At 55.7% G+C, this 20,395-nt stretch carries 9 protein-coding genes; 3 read left to right on the forward strand and 6 right to left on the reverse strand.

Annotated elements, in window-relative coordinates:
- Positions 1 to 45 precede the first annotated feature (45 nt).
- From ACLH0I_RS21960 to ACLH0I_RS21975, 4 genes are all read right to left on the reverse strand, one after another.
- The gene (locus ACLH0I_RS21960) at positions 46 to 2,952 is read right to left on the reverse strand and encodes a hypothetical protein (protein ID WP_411385373.1); all 2,907 of its coding nucleotides are present in this window, start codon (positions 2,950 to 2,952) and stop codon (positions 46 to 48) included.
- 11 nt (positions 2,953 to 2,963) lie between these two features.
- Complete coding sequence (locus ACLH0I_RS21965) at positions 2,964 to 5,351, reverse strand: hypothetical protein (protein WP_411385374.1); 2,388 nt, start codon at positions 5,349 to 5,351, stop codon at positions 2,964 to 2,966.
- 70 nt (positions 5,352 to 5,421) lie between these two features.
- Positions 5,422 to 6,879, reverse strand: coding sequence for a hypothetical protein (locus ACLH0I_RS21970; protein ID WP_250965866.1), 1,458 nt, complete (start codon positions 6,877 to 6,879; stop codon positions 5,422 to 5,424).
- Between the two features lie 100 nt (positions 6,880 to 6,979).
- Positions 6,980 to 9,334, reverse strand: coding sequence for a hypothetical protein (locus ACLH0I_RS21975; protein ID WP_411385375.1), 2,355 nt, complete (start codon positions 9,332 to 9,334; stop codon positions 6,980 to 6,982).
- A 303-nt stretch (positions 9,335 to 9,637) separates the two neighbouring features.
- Between ACLH0I_RS21975 and ACLH0I_RS21980 the strand changes: the two genes are divergently transcribed.
- From ACLH0I_RS21980 to ACLH0I_RS21990, 3 genes are all read left to right on the forward strand, one after another.
- Positions 9,638 to 10,291: a hypothetical protein gene (locus tag ACLH0I_RS21980; protein ID WP_250965868.1), complete on the forward strand. Its 654-nt coding sequence runs from the start codon at positions 9,638 to 9,640 to the stop codon at positions 10,289 to 10,291.
- Between the two features lie 66 nt (positions 10,292 to 10,357).
- On the forward strand, positions 10,358 to 11,353 hold the full coding sequence (locus ACLH0I_RS21985; RefSeq protein ID WP_411385376.1) for a hypothetical protein: 996 nt from the start codon (positions 10,358 to 10,360) through the stop codon (positions 11,351 to 11,353).
- A gap of 63 nt (positions 11,354 to 11,416) precedes the next feature.
- The gene (locus ACLH0I_RS21990; RefSeq protein WP_411385377.1) at positions 11,417 to 16,324 is read left to right on the forward strand and encodes an RHS repeat domain-containing protein; all 4,908 of its coding nucleotides are present in this window, start codon (positions 11,417 to 11,419) and stop codon (positions 16,322 to 16,324) included.
- Positions 16,325 to 16,447: 123 nt separating this feature from the next.
- On the opposite strand, the gene ACLH0I_RS21995 is transcribed toward ACLH0I_RS21990, so the two are convergent.
- Together ACLH0I_RS21995 and ACLH0I_RS22000 are read right to left on the reverse strand one after the other, a co-directional pair.
- Positions 16,448 to 17,929, reverse strand: coding sequence for a hypothetical protein (locus ACLH0I_RS21995; RefSeq protein ID WP_411385378.1), 1,482 nt, complete (start codon positions 17,927 to 17,929; stop codon positions 16,448 to 16,450).
- Between the two features lie 139 nt (positions 17,930 to 18,068).
- Complete coding sequence (locus ACLH0I_RS22000; protein WP_411385379.1) at positions 18,069 to 20,258, reverse strand: autotransporter outer membrane beta-barrel domain-containing protein; 2,190 nt, start codon at positions 20,256 to 20,258, stop codon at positions 18,069 to 18,071.
- Between the last annotated feature and the right edge of the window lie 137 nt (positions 20,259 to 20,395).

A 20,395-nucleotide genomic window follows, 5' to 3' on the forward strand; every position in this document is an offset into this window, starting at 1 on the left:
AGATATGAAGCAACCCAGCGAATCATCCATGATTCGCCTTCGGCGCTATCTAAAATTGATCAGCAGTTGATTGCGGCTGTCTGCTTTGCTCGGTATCTCAAAACTCACACTCATTCGATGGCGGTTACCTTCCACATCCGTCAGTGTAAAATCCACAGGCGTATCCAGCCGTTCGCGATACTTCATGAGCGGTTCCTCGGTCATGCCGTCATTCCAGTAGGGCATATCCGCGACTCGATGAAGGCTGACGATAAGTTCGCCCGGGGAAGGGCGATGTTGCTCAATAAAGTCCGATGAAGGCCCGTCATAATTCAGGTCGTGGCATAAGACTCTAAAATAAGCATCGAACACCAATTTAGTCGGTGGGTTATCTTCCCGGCCAAAGGGTTGGGGATAAAAACCATACCCGGTGTAACTGGCGAACACTTCATCCAACTGCTCCGACTCGTATTGCAAGGTCGAAGCGTTACCGGCGACCTTGAGCGTGGCCATGCGGACGGGGTATATCCCCGACTTTCGGTAAGCAAACTTCCAGTAATCGATCGAGTCCAGCAGATAAGAAAACGGATCATCGGGTTTCTCCTCACCTACCCCATTGAAAACGCGCGTCCGAACGAAGTCATAGTGGCCATTGGGCCCGACTTCTCTCAATGGGGTGGGCGGTACAACGCCCTGCAGCCGAATAGTGCCATTCGCCCACTCACGCATATTTGAAGACCATGTCCGGTTATCGGCAGCCTGGAACTTGGCATAAAACTCACGGGTACCTTCGGATGTCGACTGCACATAAAACTCACGATAGCGTGTCCGGTCGTTGTGGGGTTCCATGGGACGGTTGGGATCTACCTCCTTGACGGCGCCCGGAGAGTAAAGCTTGAAACGGTTGCGCTGGACGTTGACCGCCCAAGGCAGTTCACCGTCCTCTATCCCCTCCCGATGCGCCTCGATAAAAGGTACTTCAGCACCGCTGATAAGATCGACCAGCTTCAAGGTCGACAACTCGACGTCGCTCAGTGGAATATCAATCGAATACCCTTCATAGTCGACTGCCTTGGTTTCGATTTTGATCCGCAGCGGAATTTGCTGCAGACCATTGATGTAGCACTGCGTCGTGTCCAGCGCCTCGATTGAAAATACACTCAGCTCTGTCCAACGCGGCGCTTCCCGCTGCCGCTCGACCAACTGCACAATGGCATAGCCCCAGTCACTCTCACTGGTCTCACCGAGCACGACGCTGACCGGTGTCTCGTTACTGATGGGCGGAGTAAATACCCCATCCGAGGTAATCGTTCCCTCGCCAAACACCTCCCAATTGGCCGGCCTAGCCGAATTGTCCACACTGAACCGTATACGACTGGATGCCGTGAGGGAGGGCACATGATAAGGCACGATCTTGAGAGACTGCGGCGCCACGATAATGATGACCGCTGCACGGGTAGTTTCCGCCGTGCTGGTGTCTTTCACTTCAATGGTTTGAATCCATACCGGTTGGCCTGTTTCCCATCGTGGCGTAAAAACAGCGTTGTAACTGTCGTCCTCCACCTCCAACTGCCCCTTCGGATCGCCTACCAACCGCCATTCCAATCGATTGTTCCCCAGGCTCGAGGCTTTAAGGTGGACAGGGTCCATCCCTTCACCCCATGTGCAGATACGCGGAGAAACCGCGATGCTCTGGTAAGACTCCACCACCAGTCCCGAGTAGCTTCGCTCTCCGAGACTGTCTTGGTAATGGGCCGTCACTACCGAGACCTGCTGGTTGAATCCCATCAATTCCGAGGCCTTCGGTGTGTAGGTGTCGCCTTGCATGTCGCCGACCACCCAAGGGCTATCGAGGCTGCTGGCACTCCATCCGTCCGGTGCCGACGCGCGCCCCGTGCCGCTGACAACGCTGAAGCGAGTCGGCACACCGCCTTTCACCGCGACACGTGCAGGCTCGACAACCCTCCCGTCAGATGCCAGCGAAATATTACCGAACACCACCAAATCATGGGGCTTGTGGGGAGGCTCGCTGTCCGTAAAGACATAGCTGTTGGGAAACAGCAAATGCTTGAGCAACTCCAGCTCCGCCCCATCCACAAACGGAATCAGGCGTTTTTCCACCAGCACCGTGGCGGAGTATTTGGGCTTGCCGTTCTCCAAGTCATTGGGGATCAAGTAAGGAAGGCCTCGATCGTTTGCGGGCAGGCTCCCTGGTTCAGGATTGGAGGTCAGTTGAACGAACATTACCAACGCGCCTTCCCCATAGTTCGCCGACCGGGCATCCGCCGCCCCGGGCGCCGCTTGGGTACGCAGCGCAAACGAACGAGGCGCCAATGGGCTGTAGTCGTTGTAATCGATGATGCCGAGCACGAAAATCTTGCGATAAACAGGGTGTTGTTCAAGGTAAGCCTTGACCGCATCACCGATACGACGCTGGGCAAAGTCACTGGAACCCAGGTTACACATGACATCGAGCCCTTTGGACAAGTCGAGTATGACCCGGCCTCGCTCATCGACCGTCCCTTGCGCCACTGCCAGGCTGACGGTCATTCGCACCTGATAACCCATGTCTTCAAGAATGTTGAAGCTTTCCCGGACCATGCTCGGGAAGATCGGCGAATGGTCGGTCGTGGTATAACTGCCGCTGATAATATTCATCGTCAGCGTCACCTCGGAGTTGACCAAGCTCGCGGACTCGAAAGACAGTCGCGGCTCTCCCAATACCATACGTTCCAGTTGGATTTCCTCGAACTCCTCCTCATGAGTAAAGAACCGACGATTGAAAGGCATCAGGAAACTCAAGTCGTTCATATGAGACAGGTATTGCTTTTGCAATATCTGATTGATATGGGCACGGTCGAAAGCCACGATCGCCCCCCAACCTAAAGTGACGCCCTTGCCCGTAAGTTTCCGAAGCAGTTCAGTTTTGGAATGGCCGATCATCAATGTATCTGCCGCACTATTCGAAGCCATGACGACTCTCCTCACGACCCTGTTGCATCAGTAAAAGACTGCACATCCACAATGGGATTGGGCACGATTAGAAAACTGTACTTCCAGACTTCATCGTCCGGCCTTATGGCCATGAGCACAGCAAACTTGGCGTCCGGGACGGCCGGTAACTCATACTCCCCCGTCGTTGAGAAAGTACCGTCGCCGTAGAGTTTGGTGAACTCGACTTGATCAGTCGGTACCCATTGTTCATTCCCACTCCGGTCCGTGTAGTACAACTTGACCGTCACCTTCCGCTTATCGTCACTGATCTCGGGTTTGATGTAATAGGTGGAGGCCTGATGCACCACGACTGCAATAGCCTTTTGTTGCGGGCCGCCCGCTACACGGGCCACCGTTATTTCTTCAAGGGTAATGGGCGTCTCGTCGTTACCTTGGAAAAGAGGAGGTATGAAGCGTTTCTGGTTGGGCAGACCCGGTGTCGGCTCGTGCTCATCCCGGATCTCGGCGGTGGATCCGCTAGCCAGCGACCAGGTAAGAGGAGCCCCATCCAACGCTGCGGCGGACATTTTGTGGCCCGATACCTGGTCGCCCTCGGACCTTGCCGTCACCACGAACACCAACGGGTCGATACCAATATCGCGCTTGACGATGCTCACCAACGCCAAGCTGGTATTGCCATTGGCTGCCCGGGCGTTCACCAGTACACGTTTCTGGTAACCCGGAATGTCGATTTCGCGGGGGGCCTGGTAAGCGCCGGTTTGGCGATCGATCACGCCAGGATCCCCGTCCTCATCAGGCAAATTCATGACGGTCCACTCAACGCCGACCGCTCCTGGCTCGATTTTGAACTCGACCGTCCCTTCAGGCCCGACAACCGGTTCGATTGGATCGATGACAAAGTTGGTCATGCTTGGAGCAATCCTGCCGAGCAACGCCAGGTCACCGGTGAAGTATCCTTCACTCGGCACCACCGCATTCTTCGTACGGAACAACAAGCCATGGAGCCGATAGGTGTTGATCTCGAGTACCGTGCCGGTAAAGACCCTGAAGCTTTCCGTCAGTTGCTCCCCGAGCAACGACTCAAGGCGTTCAATGATCGCGCCCAAGTGCGGCTCTGCAGGTGTACCAATAAGACCGTCAGGCGATACTTTACAAGTAGTAAAATGGTCCGTCCCATGTAGCTTCAACGACAAATTGCCCTCTGGGTCTGTCTCGAACTTGAAGCGTTGCTGCCAGCTCCACTTCATCGTCACCGATTTAGAGACCGTCTGATTGTCATCGGTCACCACAACCACTGGGTTCGAGTGTTGCCCGTCCCAGATTAATGTCAAAACGTCCTTATTGACTATTTCTGCGAAGAACTTCCCGCCAGTCCCAGCCTGGAACGGCAAGGTGAGTTTGGATGGCAATGTAAGGTTCTTGATGCCGGGAATACCGGTTAGTGTGCCCACCGACACCGCCCGTGCTCCACTCCCCGGGGTCAGTTTATAGATATGTTGCCCTTCCACCCCTTCTGGAATGACCTCGATAGATTGCTCGGTGAGGCGCTTGAACCCAGTGGCAACAATGTTCTTGAGCATGAAATGGTTGCCCAACAACACTGTCGCGGACAGCGGATCGTCACCCCCGCCCAAGGGGATCAAATAATGCATCCCTGCATTATTAGCTGGAATAGCGACGTCTTCGTCCGGCGCGCCCCCTTGCATCTGGATGAACAACAATACCTCGCCCTCGCCAAAGCTGGGCGAATTACGGTCATCACCTCCCTCCGCCGGATGGGTGCGAATCGTGAATTTTTCGGGTTGAAGAAGGTTGGTAGGGTCGGCGGGCAGGGTATTCAATTCGAATACTTTCTCTTCCTCCGGCCACTCGTCGAATTTTTTCTGAAATTTCTCACCGGCGATCAGGTCCTGCTCCATGCTGTCGCCGATAGTGACAAACAGCCGCGAGCCCTTTGAAATATCCAACAACACACGTCCATCATCACCCACCGAGCCGCCGCTTTTCAGCAAATCGACGCTCATACGCAATAAAGGACCGTTCAGGGCATCGGCCAATCGTACCCGTGAAACCCACCTGACCTTTTCTCCCACGCCTTTATTCACGGAAAGCTGCGTCCCGCCAATAATTCGCATCGTCAGCGTTGCTTCAGATTTAGTGATTTCCGCGGTTTCGAACGACAGACGCGGCGCGTCGAGAAGATAGTCGTAGATATATTCCCAGTTAGTACCCGAGCTGAACTCAGCATCAAAACTGACGGGATCAAAATAATGTTCACTGGTAAATCGCCCGATATACTCCTGTATCAACAACACATTGGTTTTGTATTGATCATAAGCCAGGATTGCATCAAAACCGTAAGTGCGCGGTTTCTCTCCCAGCCACTCGATGAACTGTGCCACTGTTTCGCGCGCCATGATAGTTCTCCCGCAATTAATGATTGGATACTGTTTACCAGCCGTTCCTAGGCGCCAAAACGCCCCCTTTTCATTCCATTACTTGAATATTGTCAAGCGAAGGAAAATTGAAATTCGTTTTCCCTCCATCGAAACTGACTGTCACCGCGAATCTGAGGTGCGAATTCAACTTCAACTGCTGCAAAAACGCTTTCGATAATTTTTGATCCCTTATACCGTTCAAAGCCTCTTGGGTCGTGACAAGTACAGAAGGTCTACGAATATCAAAAGAAATCGGATTACTCGTCGTACTGATGCCATGGGCACGAATAGTTAATTGTTGTCCAGGTGCAATAAAAGACCATCTTGCCAAGGTAACGTTTGCCCCTGTTTCATGTACATCACGCAATGAGAGTCGATTGCCTACCACCTCGGTACATTGAACAGTGGGATAAACTTCTATCGGTAACGGTTTAATTCGTAGGTGTAATAAATCGGAATCTTGATAACCCTCCCCGGCCGGAGTAAATCGGTAGAACACTGGAAAGCGTTTGGCGTCACCGTTGTCGCTCGCTTCCATATTGGCGGCGATGGCACTGACCGGCACTTGGAAGCGCCGAGGATTTCCAGGCTCAAAGGGTTGGGTCGCAACATGCATGCCTCCCGCCCGATCCCCCTGCCAATGCACAGCGACTCGATCGCCAGCGCCGATTGCCAGCGACGCCGGCAGCGTGACGAACGCACCGTTTTGCGTGGTGGACTCAGCGGTTAGAAAGGCCAGATTGTCGCCAGGCATGCCTTCGGCAGTGGCGCCCTCGACGGATGGGGGCTTCAGATCCAGCGGTGCCCGCACTCTCAGCTCCAGTACTTGCGAAGTCTGAGCCACACCGGCCCGAGCATACTGATAGAACACTTGGACCGCTTCCCCCATGCTGGCTTGCAGCACTGGGGCAGACAGCCGAAACAGCAGGACCTCGCTCTGAATATTCGACGGATCGAGCAAGAAGGCCTGAACCACACGCTTATCAAGGCTGGAGGTCCACCAATACAAGGCTATCCCGTCGCCGATATTGGCCTCCCCATAGGGCGCGACTCGCAGCGTAATACCGTCAGGGAATTGTGTGGGATCCAGCGTATCGCCAGACAACCCTTCTATCTCAATGAGCGGTGCCAACGGTGTGGTCGGCTCCGTAACTCCCAGCGATTGCACCATGGAAGGCCCGCAGATACCGGTACCGACATAGTCCACGGTGTAGCTGATCAATGCGTGACCGCCGCCGATAAAGTCAATTTGGTCTCTGGGAATATTCATCAGCAGGGGTTTGTCAATATCACTTTTTTCCAAAGTCTTCGGCTGTCGCCAAACCTCGTCCAATTCACCTGTGTCGTCGTAACCTTCAAACTTGAGGGTGACGACGTCACCTACCTGCATGGCCCGATACGGTGCAATGACCGCGGTAATCGTTGGTCCACTCGGGCGCGGATAGATGTGCAGATCATGGGATTCCTTGATCTGTGGGACAGGCAACTGCGTCTCTGAGGAGGGCATTTGATTAACTCCTTTGAACGGTAGCTAACTGCTATACAATATTTCTGACTGTACTTGTTAACGGCGAGACCGTTAATTCAAGACAGGTGAATTAATCCACCTACAAAAGCGGGAGCGGCAAAATAATGCAAGCAAACTTCCAATCTTCATCACTCGCTCTTTCTGCCATACACACGGCGAACTTCATCGTTGAGTTTGGGGACGGGACATACCAACCAGCCTCTGTAATGCTACCGTCGCCATATAATTGCGTGAAGGTCGTTTGTTCGATGGGCTCTTGGATTTCGTCACCGTTCCTGTTCACATAAACCAACTTCAACTGCATCCCTCGCAACGGGTCGAATACCGTTCTGAAGAAATGACTAGAGGCATGTTGTATGACTACCGCCACAGCCTGCTGTGCCCGGCCGCCAGAAATACGTGACACTTCAATGTATTCGAGCGTAACGGCTGCATCCCCCTGACGAACAGGTGGTATAAATCGTTTCTGGTTGGGAAGCCCGATGATCGGTTCAGGTTCATTTTCGATGCTGGCAGTCGACCCGCTGGCCAGTTTCCAGACAAGTTCGGTGCCATCCAACGCAGCCGCAGACATCTTGTAGCCCGAGACTTGCTCCCCCTCGGACCTTGCCGTCACCACGAATACCAACGGATCGATGTTGATGTCGCTCTTGACGATGCTCACCAACGCCTTGCTGGAATTGCCATTGGCTGCCCGAGCCGTCACTAGTACCCGCTTCTGGTAACCGGTGATGTCGGTGCCGCCGGGCGCCACGTAAACACCGGTGTCGCGGTTGATCTCACCTGAGTCGCCGGATTCGCCCGGCAAACTCTTGACACTCCAGGTCAGCCCGGTCACCGCAGGCTGGGTGGAAAATGTAATCCGTCCTCCAGGCCCGACGACCGGTTCGATCGGAGCAATGAGAAAGTTGGTGAGGCTCGGGGCAACTTTACCGAGCAATGCCAGATCGCCGACAAAGTATCCTGAACTCGGCTGTATCGAATTCTGCGTACGGAACAACAACCCATCGAGTCGAAAAGCATCTATTTGGGAAATCGAACTGGTGAAGAGCTGGAAGCTATCGTCCAACTGCTGCCGAAGTAGCGACTCGAGACGTTCAATAATCGGACCCAGGTGCGGTTCGGCCGGTGTTCCAATTAAACCGTTGGGGGATACTTTATACTGTGCCACATTGTCCCCCGCCTGCACGGGAGCCAATGACAGTTGACCATTTGCCGACGTCGAAAATCTGAAACTCTGCTGCCGGTGCCACTTCATCGTCACAGCCGAGGAAACTACCTGACTATTGCTGAGCTCTACACGCGCATCGGTCGCGCGTTGCCCTTCCCAACGTAATATCAGGATGTCCTTGTTTATTCTTGCGAAGAGCTCCCCCCCTGTTCCGGCCTTGAACGGCAAGGTAATTCCGGAAGGCAAGGCCAGGCTCCTGATGCTGGGAACATCGGTTTGCACAGGTACTTGCGCCGTTCGGGCTCCATTCTGTGGGGTCAAGGAACGAATATGTTCACCCACCACACCTTCCGAAGCCACTTGGACAGGTGCGGCATTGATGCGTTTGAATCCGTCGGCAACGACGTTCTTGAGCAAAAAACGGTTGCCCAACAGGATCGTCGCCGACAGCGGCTCGCTGCCCCCATCCTGAGGGATCAGATAGTGCATCCCCGCGTTAGAAGGCGGAAAACCGACTTCGTCGTCCGACGCACCTCCTCTCATCTGAATGAACACCAACACCTCGCCCTCGCCGAAGTTGGGCGCGCCACGCACGTTCCCTCCCGGTGCCGGATGGGTGCGAATGTAGAATTTCTCAGGTCGAAGCAGTTCCGAGGGGTCGCGCGCCAAACTATTCAATTCGAAAACTTTCTGATCGTCGTCCAAGGCCTCGAATAGCTGCCGGAATTTTTCGGCTGCGACCCAGTCTTGCTCCATGCCGTCGCCGACCGTGAGGTAGAATTCCCCATATACTCCCCCGCCCTTCGAGAGGTCCAGTGTGACGCGGCCAAGGCTGTCCTCGGTACCTGGCGTTCTTTCCAACGGAACGAGCATGTGCAATAAAGGACCGTTCAGAGCGTCCGCCAATCCGATACGAGTCACGGATGTAACTCGTTCGCCCACGGCTTGTTTAACGGTGACCTGCTTTCCTCCGACAATCCGCATGGTCAGGGTCGCTTTAGAATTCGATATGTCGGAAGTTTCGAACGACAATCGCGGCGCATCCAGAATATAGTCATATAAATAGTCCCAATGCGTGGGTGAATACTGAACGTTAAACGTCAACGGGTCAAAATAGCGGCCACTGTCAAATCGTTGGATATATTCCTGACGCAACAGCGTATTGGCTTTACTCTGGTCGTACGCCACGATAGCGTCCCAGCCCAGGGTCCTGGGCCTCTGTTCCAGCCAAGCCACGAAGTCGGCTACAGATTCTCTAGACATAACGCATCCTCGCCATATTACGTCAAAGCGACCATGGGCCGATTGGCTGAAACAAGCTAACGTCCGTTGGCTCATTCCCAGCCAAGTACAATTGAGGTTGTTGTACCCTCACCACGCACGCATGACCAGTAACAGAACAGATAGGTTCCGGTGATCGCTAAAACCAGCTAGGCTGGGTATTTATTTTTTCTGCACGCAACAACCTAGCAGTTCTGCTAGGTAGCCAAAGTGAGCATTCGTGTCTACTGTTCTCTCAACCTTACTTGTTTAACCGCCTCACAATACTCGTTGGGAGCAAGTATCATGAAGAGCTTACCCGTACCCATGCCATCACTAATCAATAGCCGCTTTCATCTTGCCTTAGGGGTCACAACACTATTACTTAGCAGTGGCTGTATGAACACTGATAAAACACCTGCCGAAACTAAAGCGCTGGTCACCGTAATCCCTGGTTCCTGGTCGGAAGGAAAAACAGAGAGCCGGACATATCCACTCTCGATAGGGAGCAACGGATTGGGTTTCATCCAGTGTCCGACCAATACCGTCATGATTGGACGCCAGCACGCAGGCGACGAAAACGGCTCCACCAAACATTTGTGCGCCAGCCTTGTACAAAATGGAAAGCCAGTAGAAGTGACGCCACCGGCAGGGGATAGTTTTACTGGAAAGATTGAGGTTGAGTCCGCAAACCATAGATATGAGTGCCCCCACCCTACAATCATGACCGGTCGTGGCCACTACCATGATGAAAACGGCCCGACATGGTATATGTGCGGAATCGCCAAAGGCGGCGCCTTTGACGATGACGAACTAGAACCTGCCAATCGTGTATGGACAGGCGATATTAAGGAATCGGGCAGTGATTACACCTGCCCCACAGGTCAGGTCATGACCGGACGGGGTCACCGAGGCGATGAAAACGGGTGGACCATTTATCAATGCGCGACACTCTATTAATAAGTACATAGTGCTTGACAGCTTGCAACCGGGCCCTTTCTTTCACCTGTCAATCGAGCCTAAAACATGAATCTTATTTCGCTTTCCCGTCATGTCATTGCTTTATTTTCCAGCCTGGTTGCAGTGAGTACAGTGATGGCCACTTCGAACTCTCCCGAAAACGCCGCGCAGATCATTCTCTATAATAAAGACAAAGACACTTGTTCCCTGGATGTGCCTGCGCAAGGCAGCGGTTTGACTTATCGCTACGAACTGTCGACCTTCGTCACAAAATGCAAGGGATTCGAAACGCGTTCCATCGAGCTTGTCCAATTACCTTCGGCGCTTAGAGTTTTCTTGACGGATGACCCCTGGTGCTCCGACAACACCAACGCAGGCCAGAATTTCTGGCTCAAACTTAAAACCACCCGAAAATCAACAACTGTCGGCGTTAATGAAATCACTTATCTATTTACGTACCCCTCTAATAGCATCATTGCTCCCGGCCTTCTGCTGGAAAGCAAATATGAAAAAGTGAATGGCGAAGTTCGCGACAAACTGTCCTGCATCGAGTTGGTGGCCTCCGAAGCATTCGGTACCACTTGGCCACCGGCCGCGACAGACTCGGGTCGTACATGGTCCGACGCTATTCCTGAACAGTCGTCCTATTACACCTGCACCTTTCCCATGATCCTGACCGGCCGCCGACACACAGGATTTTTAAACGGCCTAACTCGTTATGAATGTGCCACAGCAGTTCAGTCCGGGACGAACGTCAGCGTAGGGGACAGAGTATGGTCTCCTCAGTTGAAAGAGTCCGATGGTATTTACTTCGTCTGCCCTATGAACAAAATCATGACCGGACGCACCCACGACGGCGGCGGAAATGGCCAGACCCGTTATGAGTGCGCAACGGCCTCCCAGGGCGGCAGGGACCTGACGGTCACGCTTCAAGCCTGGAGCGATGAGATCGGTGAGGCCAACTCGGTGTACAACTGCCCCGCCGGTCAGTTTCTCGTTGGCAGGTGGCACAAAGACAACGAATTCGGCCCCACCAAGTATCGCTGCGCCATCCTGAAATGAATTTCGGCGGCCGACTGCCGGGCAGCCAGTCGGCCTTCTTTTTCTCGACCTGGGTAAGGCGCCATGACAACGTCCAATGTGGCACACTCCAATGCCTTCAACTTCATGAGTTTCCTGTCGGCCAGTGTTGATCCACGCACCGGTCAATACACCCTCGCCATCGACTTGCCGGAACTCAAGTCCAACGACCTTTGCGGCCCCGCCGTACCGCTGAAGCTGGTGTTCAACCCGCTCAATACCCTGGATTCGGGCTTCGGCGTCGGCTGGAACTTCAACCTGTCCCAGTTCACCCCCCATGACAGCATCCTGGCCTTGTCCACTGGCGAAACCTTCAAGGTCACCGGCAGCGGTGCCACGCCGGAGATCAAGGAAAAGAAACTCGACAGTTTCCATTTCTTCAACGAGGGCAACGAGCTCTATCGGGTCGTGCACAAGGCCGGGCTGGTCGAAACCTTGAAGGTGGGCGGCAGCGGTGAGCAACGAGTGGCCTTGCCCGAGCAGATCCATGCCCCGTCCGGGCACAAGGTCGACCTGGCCTACGTGGGGTTCAATGGTGGCCAACGCCTGGCATCGATCAGCGATGCCCTCGGGCGCCTGCTGCAGATCAACCGCTTCGATGACCGCGCGCTGGTCGAGATGCTTCTGTATCCGGATGCCGGACCGGGTGGCACACCGTTGGCGCGCTTCGAACTCAAGCTCAACGCCAGGCACCAGGTCATCGAGATAGTCCTGCCCACGGATGAGCGCGCCAGTTGGCGCTTCGATTATCAGGACGTGCGCGGCATTGGCTGCATCAGGGAAGTCAAGACCCCGGTGGGCGGGCGCGAAGTCATCGAATATCTCGACGCGGGCCATGCCTATCCGGGCAACACCGGACGGCCGAACCTGCCGAGGGTCACCCGCCATCAGCTCTTTCCCGGCTTCCAGCAGCCGGAGATGGAGGTGAGCTACGAATACACCTTGGAAAATTTCATCGGTAACGGCGCGAACATCCAGTGGGAAAGCAACGGCCTGGATCAACTGTACAAGGCCTCGCGCACCTACTCCTACGGTTCCACCGCCAAGCATAAAATGGCCGGCGTGGTGGCGCGCACGGTGCAGCGCACCTTCAACAGCTTTCACCTGCTCACCGAGGAAAGTACGACCCAGGGCGATTGCGTCCAGCGGGTGCGCACCACCTTCCACACCGTCGACGGCCCCTTCGAACAGCAGCCGGCCTATTTCCAGCTGCCTAAAACCGTGGAAAAGCGCTGGGAACTCACCAGCGATGTCACCCAGGTCCGCAGCGAAACATTGGCCACCACCTATGACAATTTCGGCAACCTGCTGCAAGAGCGCCAGCCCAACGGTATGACCACGGACTACGAATACTACCCGGTCGACGGCTACGTCGATGACGACGGTGACGTGCATTGCCCCGCCGACCCGCACGGTTTCGTGCGCAATCTGCGTTGCCAAACGGTGCACCCGGCCGAAGGGCACGAGGGTCAGGCGCCGGTCTTGCGCACCCGGTATCGCTATATGGAACTGTCGCCGCTGGACAATAGCCTGGCGGAAGACTTCCTGGTGGTAAGCCACGAAGCGCTAAGCCAAGTCGAGGCCACTGCTGAAACAACGCTGCAAAGTACCCGTCGCTTCTATCTCGATATGACCGACAAGCCTTTGCTGCACGGCCGCCCGGATCGCCAGGAAGAAACGCTCTACGACAATGAAGGCAAGGGCAAAACCGCCACCGTCAGTTGGCGATACAGCCAGGCCGACGGAGAACTTGGCGCCAGGACTCTGCACCAAACGATAGAAACCCTGACCGGATACAATGGCAGCCACCAGGTCACCACCACACGGGCCTCCCGATTCAATGGCGAAATCGTCTGGAGAGAGGATTTCGATGGCGTCAAGTCGTCCTATCGGTACGACGTCCTTGGCCGGTTATTGGAAGAACGCGTGGCATTGGATACTCCCGTCGAGGCTGGCCGACAATTCAGCTACAGCTTGGCGTCAACGGACGGCCAGCAAGCCGAACAGGTGCTCACCAACGTCAAGGGCGTCAAGACTCGGACATTGTTCGATGGCGGCAACCGGGTGGTCGAAGAACAACGTCAACGGCAAGGCCCCAGCGGCAGCCTGGTCTGGCGCCAAACCTATACCGCCGTGCACGACGCTCTCGGACGCCAGATCAGCGAAACAGTCTACGACTGGCTCGACGACACGCCCCTGCCCTTGACCAGCCAACTGGCCTATGACGATTGGGGCGAAGTCTGCAGAACCACCGGCCCCGACGGCGTCGCCCAGGTCAGCGAGCGCCGATTCGACAACAACCGGCTGGTCATTTGCACGTGGCAGGAACATGCCGAACGACCCGACGTGCACGTACAAAGAAGCGAGACCCACTACAACCTGTTCGACAGCCCCGACAAGGTCCGGCGCCTGGACGCCCAAGACAACACGGCGGGCAGCCGCGACTACGTCTACGACGGCTATGGACAGTGCATTCGCGAGATCGAAACGCTGAGAAATCCGCAGCGCGAAGCATTGGAGTCTCTACAACGGACCACCGAATACGTATACGACGCCTGGGGCCGCGTACTGCGCACCGTGCTACCGAACGGCGACAGTGTCGAACGTACCTTCGCCGAGCACAGCATCAGTGAGTTGCCCACGCGCCTGCAGGTCACACCCGCCAATAGCGCGCACCCTTCCCTGGTTGCCGGCACACAACAATTTGACGATCTTGAACGCCTGACCGAGCGCACGGTGGGTCCGCGCACTGAACGCTACCGCTACGAAGGCGGGCACGTACAGATTCATCAACGGATCACGCCCGGCAACCAGACGCTGACCTACGGCTACAATCTGGCCCTGAGCCAACAGCCGTCGGTTATCAGACTGGCCGAGGGCCCCGAGTCCACCTATGAATATGACCCGTTGAGCGCCGCCATCACCCAGGCGATCAACGACCAGGGTCAACGTGACTATGAGTACACGCTCGAAGGCGCCCTGGCCTCGGAGCGCTGGCGCAGCAACGGCGTGGATAAGAAAACCTTTCACGCCACCTCGTTGCAGGGTAGGCAACTGCGTCGTGAAGATGACGGCGCCGCCCCCACCCAGTACCAATACGACACAGCAGGCAGACTGCGGCATGTCAGCCAGGGTGGAGCCGACGGCCTCGAAGCCGAATTCACTTACAATTTCGACGGCCTGCTCGAACGCAGCACCACGATCAACCGGGCCAGCGACCAGCGCCTGGTCACCGAGCTGGCGTACGATGAACACGGCCGCGAAATCCAGCGCACCCTGAAAGTGGACGGCGAGGCAGACCGGGTTTTGTCCCTGGTTTGGCAGGACGATGATCAATTACGCAGCCGTCGCCTGGAAAAAGCCGGCCTGGTGCTGCTGGAAGAAGCGTTTGAATACGACACACGTAACCGCCTGACTCGACACCGCTGCGTCGGCGAAGCGCTGCCGACCGATCAGTACGGCAATGCCATGACCGAGCAGGTGTTTCGCTTTGACGCCCTGGACAACATCGAACGTCGAACCACCTATTTTGCCGACGGTAGCACCGACAGCGCGCGCTTCACCTATGACGAAGATGACAAATGCCAGCTCAGGGAGGTCAGCCACAGCCACCCCGCTTATCCATCGTCACAAGCCTTTGATTATGATGCCGACGGCCATCAACTCAATGATGGCCAAGGTCGGCGGCTGCGCTATGACCCCTTGGGTCGCCTGCTGGAAGTGCGCAGCGCCGACGACGCAGCCTCGTTGATCAATTACCGCTATGACGCCCATGACCAACTGGTTGGGGTACGCCATGACGGCGAACCGGAGACCTTGCGTTTCTACGAGGGGTTTCAACTCAGCTACACCTTGCAAAACGATGTGCTGACCCAGTTTTTATATGAGGGTGATCGCCCCTTGGCTCAACAAACAGCCCATAGCACCGATCAAACCCTACTGCTGCTGACCGACACCGCCCACAACGTCTTGGGTGAAAATCGTGTTGACGGGTTGCATGAAACCGCTTACAGCGCTTACGGCGAGCGCCGTGAAGATAACGGCCTGAAGGGGTTGCTGGCCTTTGCCGGGGAAGTGCGCGAAGCCTTGATCGGTTGGTATTTGCTGGGCCGCGGCTACCGCGCCTACGACCCAGGGCTGATGCGTTTCCACAGCCCCGATTCATTCAGCCCATTCGGGGCCGGGGGCTTGAACCCTTACGGCTATTGCCTGGGTAACCCGATTGCCTGGCGAGACCCCAGCGGCCATCGCTCCCAGGGTGTTACGCCTTATCGAGATCCTTATCCTGGGTATCAAGATCCGATCCCACAACCGAAAAAGCCTGGTACTGGTATCGCTCAATGGATCGGCGTAGGCCTGGCGGCATTGTTCCTGGTTGTCTCTGTCGTGGCGATGCCCTGGAGCGCACCGGCTACCATCGGTGTAACAGCATTCGTAGCCGGATGGGCCGGGATAGGTCTTCAGGCGGCGGGCTTGGGACTGCAGGTTTATGGCACAGTCACGGAAAACGAAACCTTATCTGCTGTTGGCACCGCCGTGGGCACAGTTGGCGGATTGCTGGCAGGGGTTGGGATTGCTATGGCGAGGGCGGCTGTGGCTGCTAAGGCTGCGGCTGAGGCGAGTGCAGGTTTTGAGCCTGTTTTAATAAGCGTGACCAAAAGAGGCAGTACGGCTGGGCTAAATAAAAATAGTATCAGTGCTGCGACTGGCATAACTGGGCGAGGTAGCACCAGTGCCAGTGGTGCGACTGGCACAGCTAGACTAAGTAGGACCAGTACTAGTACCAGTACCAGTGGTGCGGCTGGGTCGAGAGGGAACAATATCCGTAGTAATAGTGCTGACGGTAGAAAATCTCTTCCCGAACTGATTAGTTTATGGAACATCCCGCGTATTGATCCCAAAACCCCCACAGGCTCTATAACTCCCCCTCGTTCTCCTACGTTTCCCCAGTGACAATTGAGAGATTCGCATAGCATGACGAGAACAATCAGATAACAATTTCAAATAACCCTAAAACTCCCGCAGCTCACCCTGCGGGAGTTTTTCATTTATAGCCTAGCCCTCGAACCCCGACGCTCAGTCAACCAGTGTCAAATTCAACGGCGGAAAATTGGGAAAGATCGGCTTTTCCCCGCCATCGAAACTGACGTAGACCTTTCCCGTTAACGGCCTATTGCGTGTCAGCCTCTCCAGAAAAGTTTTCGGTACGATCACGCTCCGCACCCCATGGTCGACTTGCGCCTGAGTCACCTTGCTCCCGTTGATCGCAAAATGCTCAATCGGCCCCGACGAGATATTCCCCGCCATGCTGATCCAGATTCTCTGGTCCGTCGTCGCCAATTTCCATGGATCCAGCCTCAATTGCGCTCCATTGGACGGAACATCTCTAAAGCTCAATTGCCCACCGAAAGCCTCTTGGCATTGGACGGTTGGAAAGTGGGTACTGTCTACGTCCAGTACATTCAGCGTCCGCGTTTGAGAGGGTAATACCTCGTCCTCGCTGACAGTGACGCTATAAGACAACGGCAAGCGCTTACCGATATTCGCAGCAATCGAGCACATGGGGACTGCATAACGACGCGAACCTGCCGATATTTCCTGATCTGTCCGACAGGCCCCCACGGAGCCAGGCTCCCCCCACTGTACCCAGACCTTCTCCCCAGGATAAATGACCGCATCAGCGGGTATGACCACCACCGCTCCGGACTCAAATAGCACAGGATCCAAGGTTTGCTGCTCCCCGGTTCCCGTGGCCCTCTCAACGGAAGGCCAAGGCAAAACACGGGGGATCGGCGTGGCGGCAACATCCAGCTCAACCGACGCCGAAGTCCGGCTCGGATTACCCGCCCGATCCTCTACCTGATACCACACATACCGTAAGCCATCACCCCGGTCCTGTATCAAATCAGCCGAGATCGTAACGACGATGGGATTGGCATAGTTCTGGTCATCCAGCTCGATGACACCACCCTGATCCTGATTGCCCGGCGAACGTCCCCAGTACCAGGTGATCCGATCCCAGGGTCGGGGGTCGGTGTATCCCGGGAGATTTGCCTTTAATTCATCATTGTTTTGCTCAAGGTAGTGAGCAGTGAGTTTGTTAGGGGGGAGGACTTCGCGTGGGAATTCCAGTTCGCTGGTGGTGGCCAGTACGGGAGGGGCTTTATCGACAGTGACAGTAAATGGATGTGATCGCGCCGGCGTACCCAGAAAGTTGGTCATGATGAAACTGAGCGCATGCGTCCCGGAAGGCAACCGGTCGGCACTGATCGGTACGTAGTAATCATCCGGATCCATGGGCAGGCTCCATTCTTGGAACCCAATGATATTGCTCTCGTTGTCACCCAGGAAAACATCGACCCGCTCGGTGTAGGGACCGCCCGGCGGATCCTCATCGTACCAGGGCTCAAGCATGACCTTCAGCGGGTTGGCCGGATCGCTCCAGGCCGAACGGTGCAGTAGATTCGGCTCGCCGCCAGGAACATCCGCCAACGGTTCGGGCTCGGTCCAGGGCGCAGTCATAGTGGGCGGGAGCTTGGTGGACTTGGTCGATGACATTGTTCATGTTCTCCGTCGCTGAACATTAACCCCCCAGCAAGGCTGGGGGGCGGAACGCTAATGAACACGCAAATGCCGCCAGTGGCGTAGCACCCGGCGATCAAATCCCGGCATGCCTGGGCGCCTCAGTCACCACTACCTACCAGAGATAGCGCACGCCCACATTGGCACCCCACGGTTGTTCGATCTTATTACCATTGCTGTAATCGAAATCGGCATGAATCGAGACCTTGTCGGTCAGGGTCATCGCGACACCGGTACCCAACTCACCCCGGGAACCCGAAAGGTCGTTGTTGAATCGATTGTTGTTGACCTGCACGTCATTGTTGTTGGCAAATTCGTGCACGAAAGCAGCACGAATGTAGGGCTGCACAACTTTGTCACCCCAGGTGAAATCCCGTCCGACGGTCGCACCGGCCTTGGCCAGCAGAGAGTGGGACTGACTGCCTTCGGCAGAGAGACCATTGTCCAGCTTGTAGTCTTTGCCCTCGATGACCACACCCGACAACTGAGTGAACGGCTCAACGAAATAGTCGTCCGCCAACTTGATGTGCCGGCCGAATTCCAGGGAGCCACCGACGCCATGACTGTCGTAATTCCCCTTGGTTTTCTTGCCATCGCTCAACTGCACATCGGACTCATTCTGGAAGCGGTTGAACTTGAGCACGCCGTCGAAGTAATAGCCGCTCTGCTCATCCAGCCATGTGGTATAGGCACCCAAATAGTAACTGTTGATCGTTGCGCTGGTGCCACGGCTCAGGTCAAGGTCCGACTTGCTGAAGCCACCCAACACACCGACCAACCATTGGCCGTCGCCCACTGGCAACGGCGCATCCGCACCAAACGACAAACCTTGCTGCACTTGCTGGTAAGCGACACCGGAATTTGCGCTGACATTGAACTTGTTGCCGTAGGCGCGAATCCAGCCACCGCTCTGGCCAGGGTTCATGCGCACTTCACCCATGCGGCTGCGCAAGGTGCTGAGTTCGCCATACCAGACGGTAGGGGCAGCGTTGAACAGCGCGATCACCGAACGGGTGCCCGGGCTGATCGTGCGCGTGAGGGTATTGAGGTACCAGGCGTCATTGCCTTGTTTGATCAAATCGTATGAATAAGCCCCCAGGTCGACTTCCCCACCGGCCAAAGCAAACGTCGCATCGCCGCCGCCAATCTTCACCACCGCGGTGGAGCCGGCACCTACGGGTTCTGAACCACTGGCGTCAATGGCAATGGTGTGGTTGCCGGTGGCCGTGCCGGTTACCGTCAGGGTATCGACCTGTCCGGTCTTGAAATCGGTGTGCATGTAGAACGTACCGCCATCGCCCGACAACGTGCCTACGTTCAATTTGAAGAACTCGCCCGGATTACCAAACTGGACAGAGCCGCCATTCATGACCAGGTTCTCGACCTCGCCGTCACCGACCATCACCCAACGAGCGTTACTGCTGATACCCAGGTCCCGCACATTTCGCAGATTCCCGGTCAGGGTCGCGGCGTTTTCGAGCAACACATTGGCGGTGCTGCTGCCGTCCGCGACGATATCGCCAACCAGTGCGCTGCCGCTGACATTCAAATTGCCCTCGGCACCATTGCGCACGTCCATCAGGATGCCATTGCTGGCCGACAACGTGGAGCCGTTGGCCACGGAGATACTGGCGATGCTTGCTCCCCCGACCACGATTGCCGAGCCGTCGAGGCCTTCGACATGAGTGCCGTCCAGGTTCAGAGTCGAGGGAGTAACCATGCCTGGATCAGTACCGATTTCGATCCCATCCTTGGCACCGATAATCGTACTGTCGATGGCGGTGGCGGCACCGCCAAACAAGCGCAGGCCTTTAGCATTGGCGCCGGTGCCCATGACGGTGGTTCGCAGCAACGTCACGTCACTTAAAGCCGTGACCGAAACGCCAGTGGTTGCCCCGATAATGGTGCTGTCGCTCACAGTCGCGGTAGAACCTTGGTTACCCGCAGCGTCACGACTGACCACCAGCCCTATCCGGTCGCTCGTAATGTGACTGTTGCCAATGTTCGCCCGACCGGCGTTCAACAGAACGCCATGGTTGCCCGTTGCCTGGACATTGGTACCCGTGAGATTCAAGGTTGAATGGTTAACGGTGATATCCCGGGTCTGGGCACCATCGGCATTTAATGTCGATTCGCCATTCAACACATATTCATCGGGCGCGGTGGCACTGTCGATGTTTACTACCTCCCCAGGGTTGAGAACCCTTGCGTACGCCACCTCAGCGACTAGCAATAAAGGTGATATGGACAGCAGCGTCAACGCTCGGAACAACGGGTGCAGCGAAAAGGATTTAGGCAAGGACATACAGCCACCTGTGATCGGATGTAGAAAGGCGCGCAGACTACAGAACGCCGACACCGGGATATGTAGGATTATTCCGAAACCCACCGGCACAAACGATGAACAAGCCAAAAGGTACGCTCGCCGGCCGGTCTCACGCC

It is taken from the genome of Pseudomonas sp. MPB03 (assembly GCF_046605385.1).
Classification (GTDB): Bacteria; Pseudomonadota; Gammaproteobacteria; order Pseudomonadales; family Pseudomonadaceae; genus Aquipseudomonas; species Aquipseudomonas zanjanensis.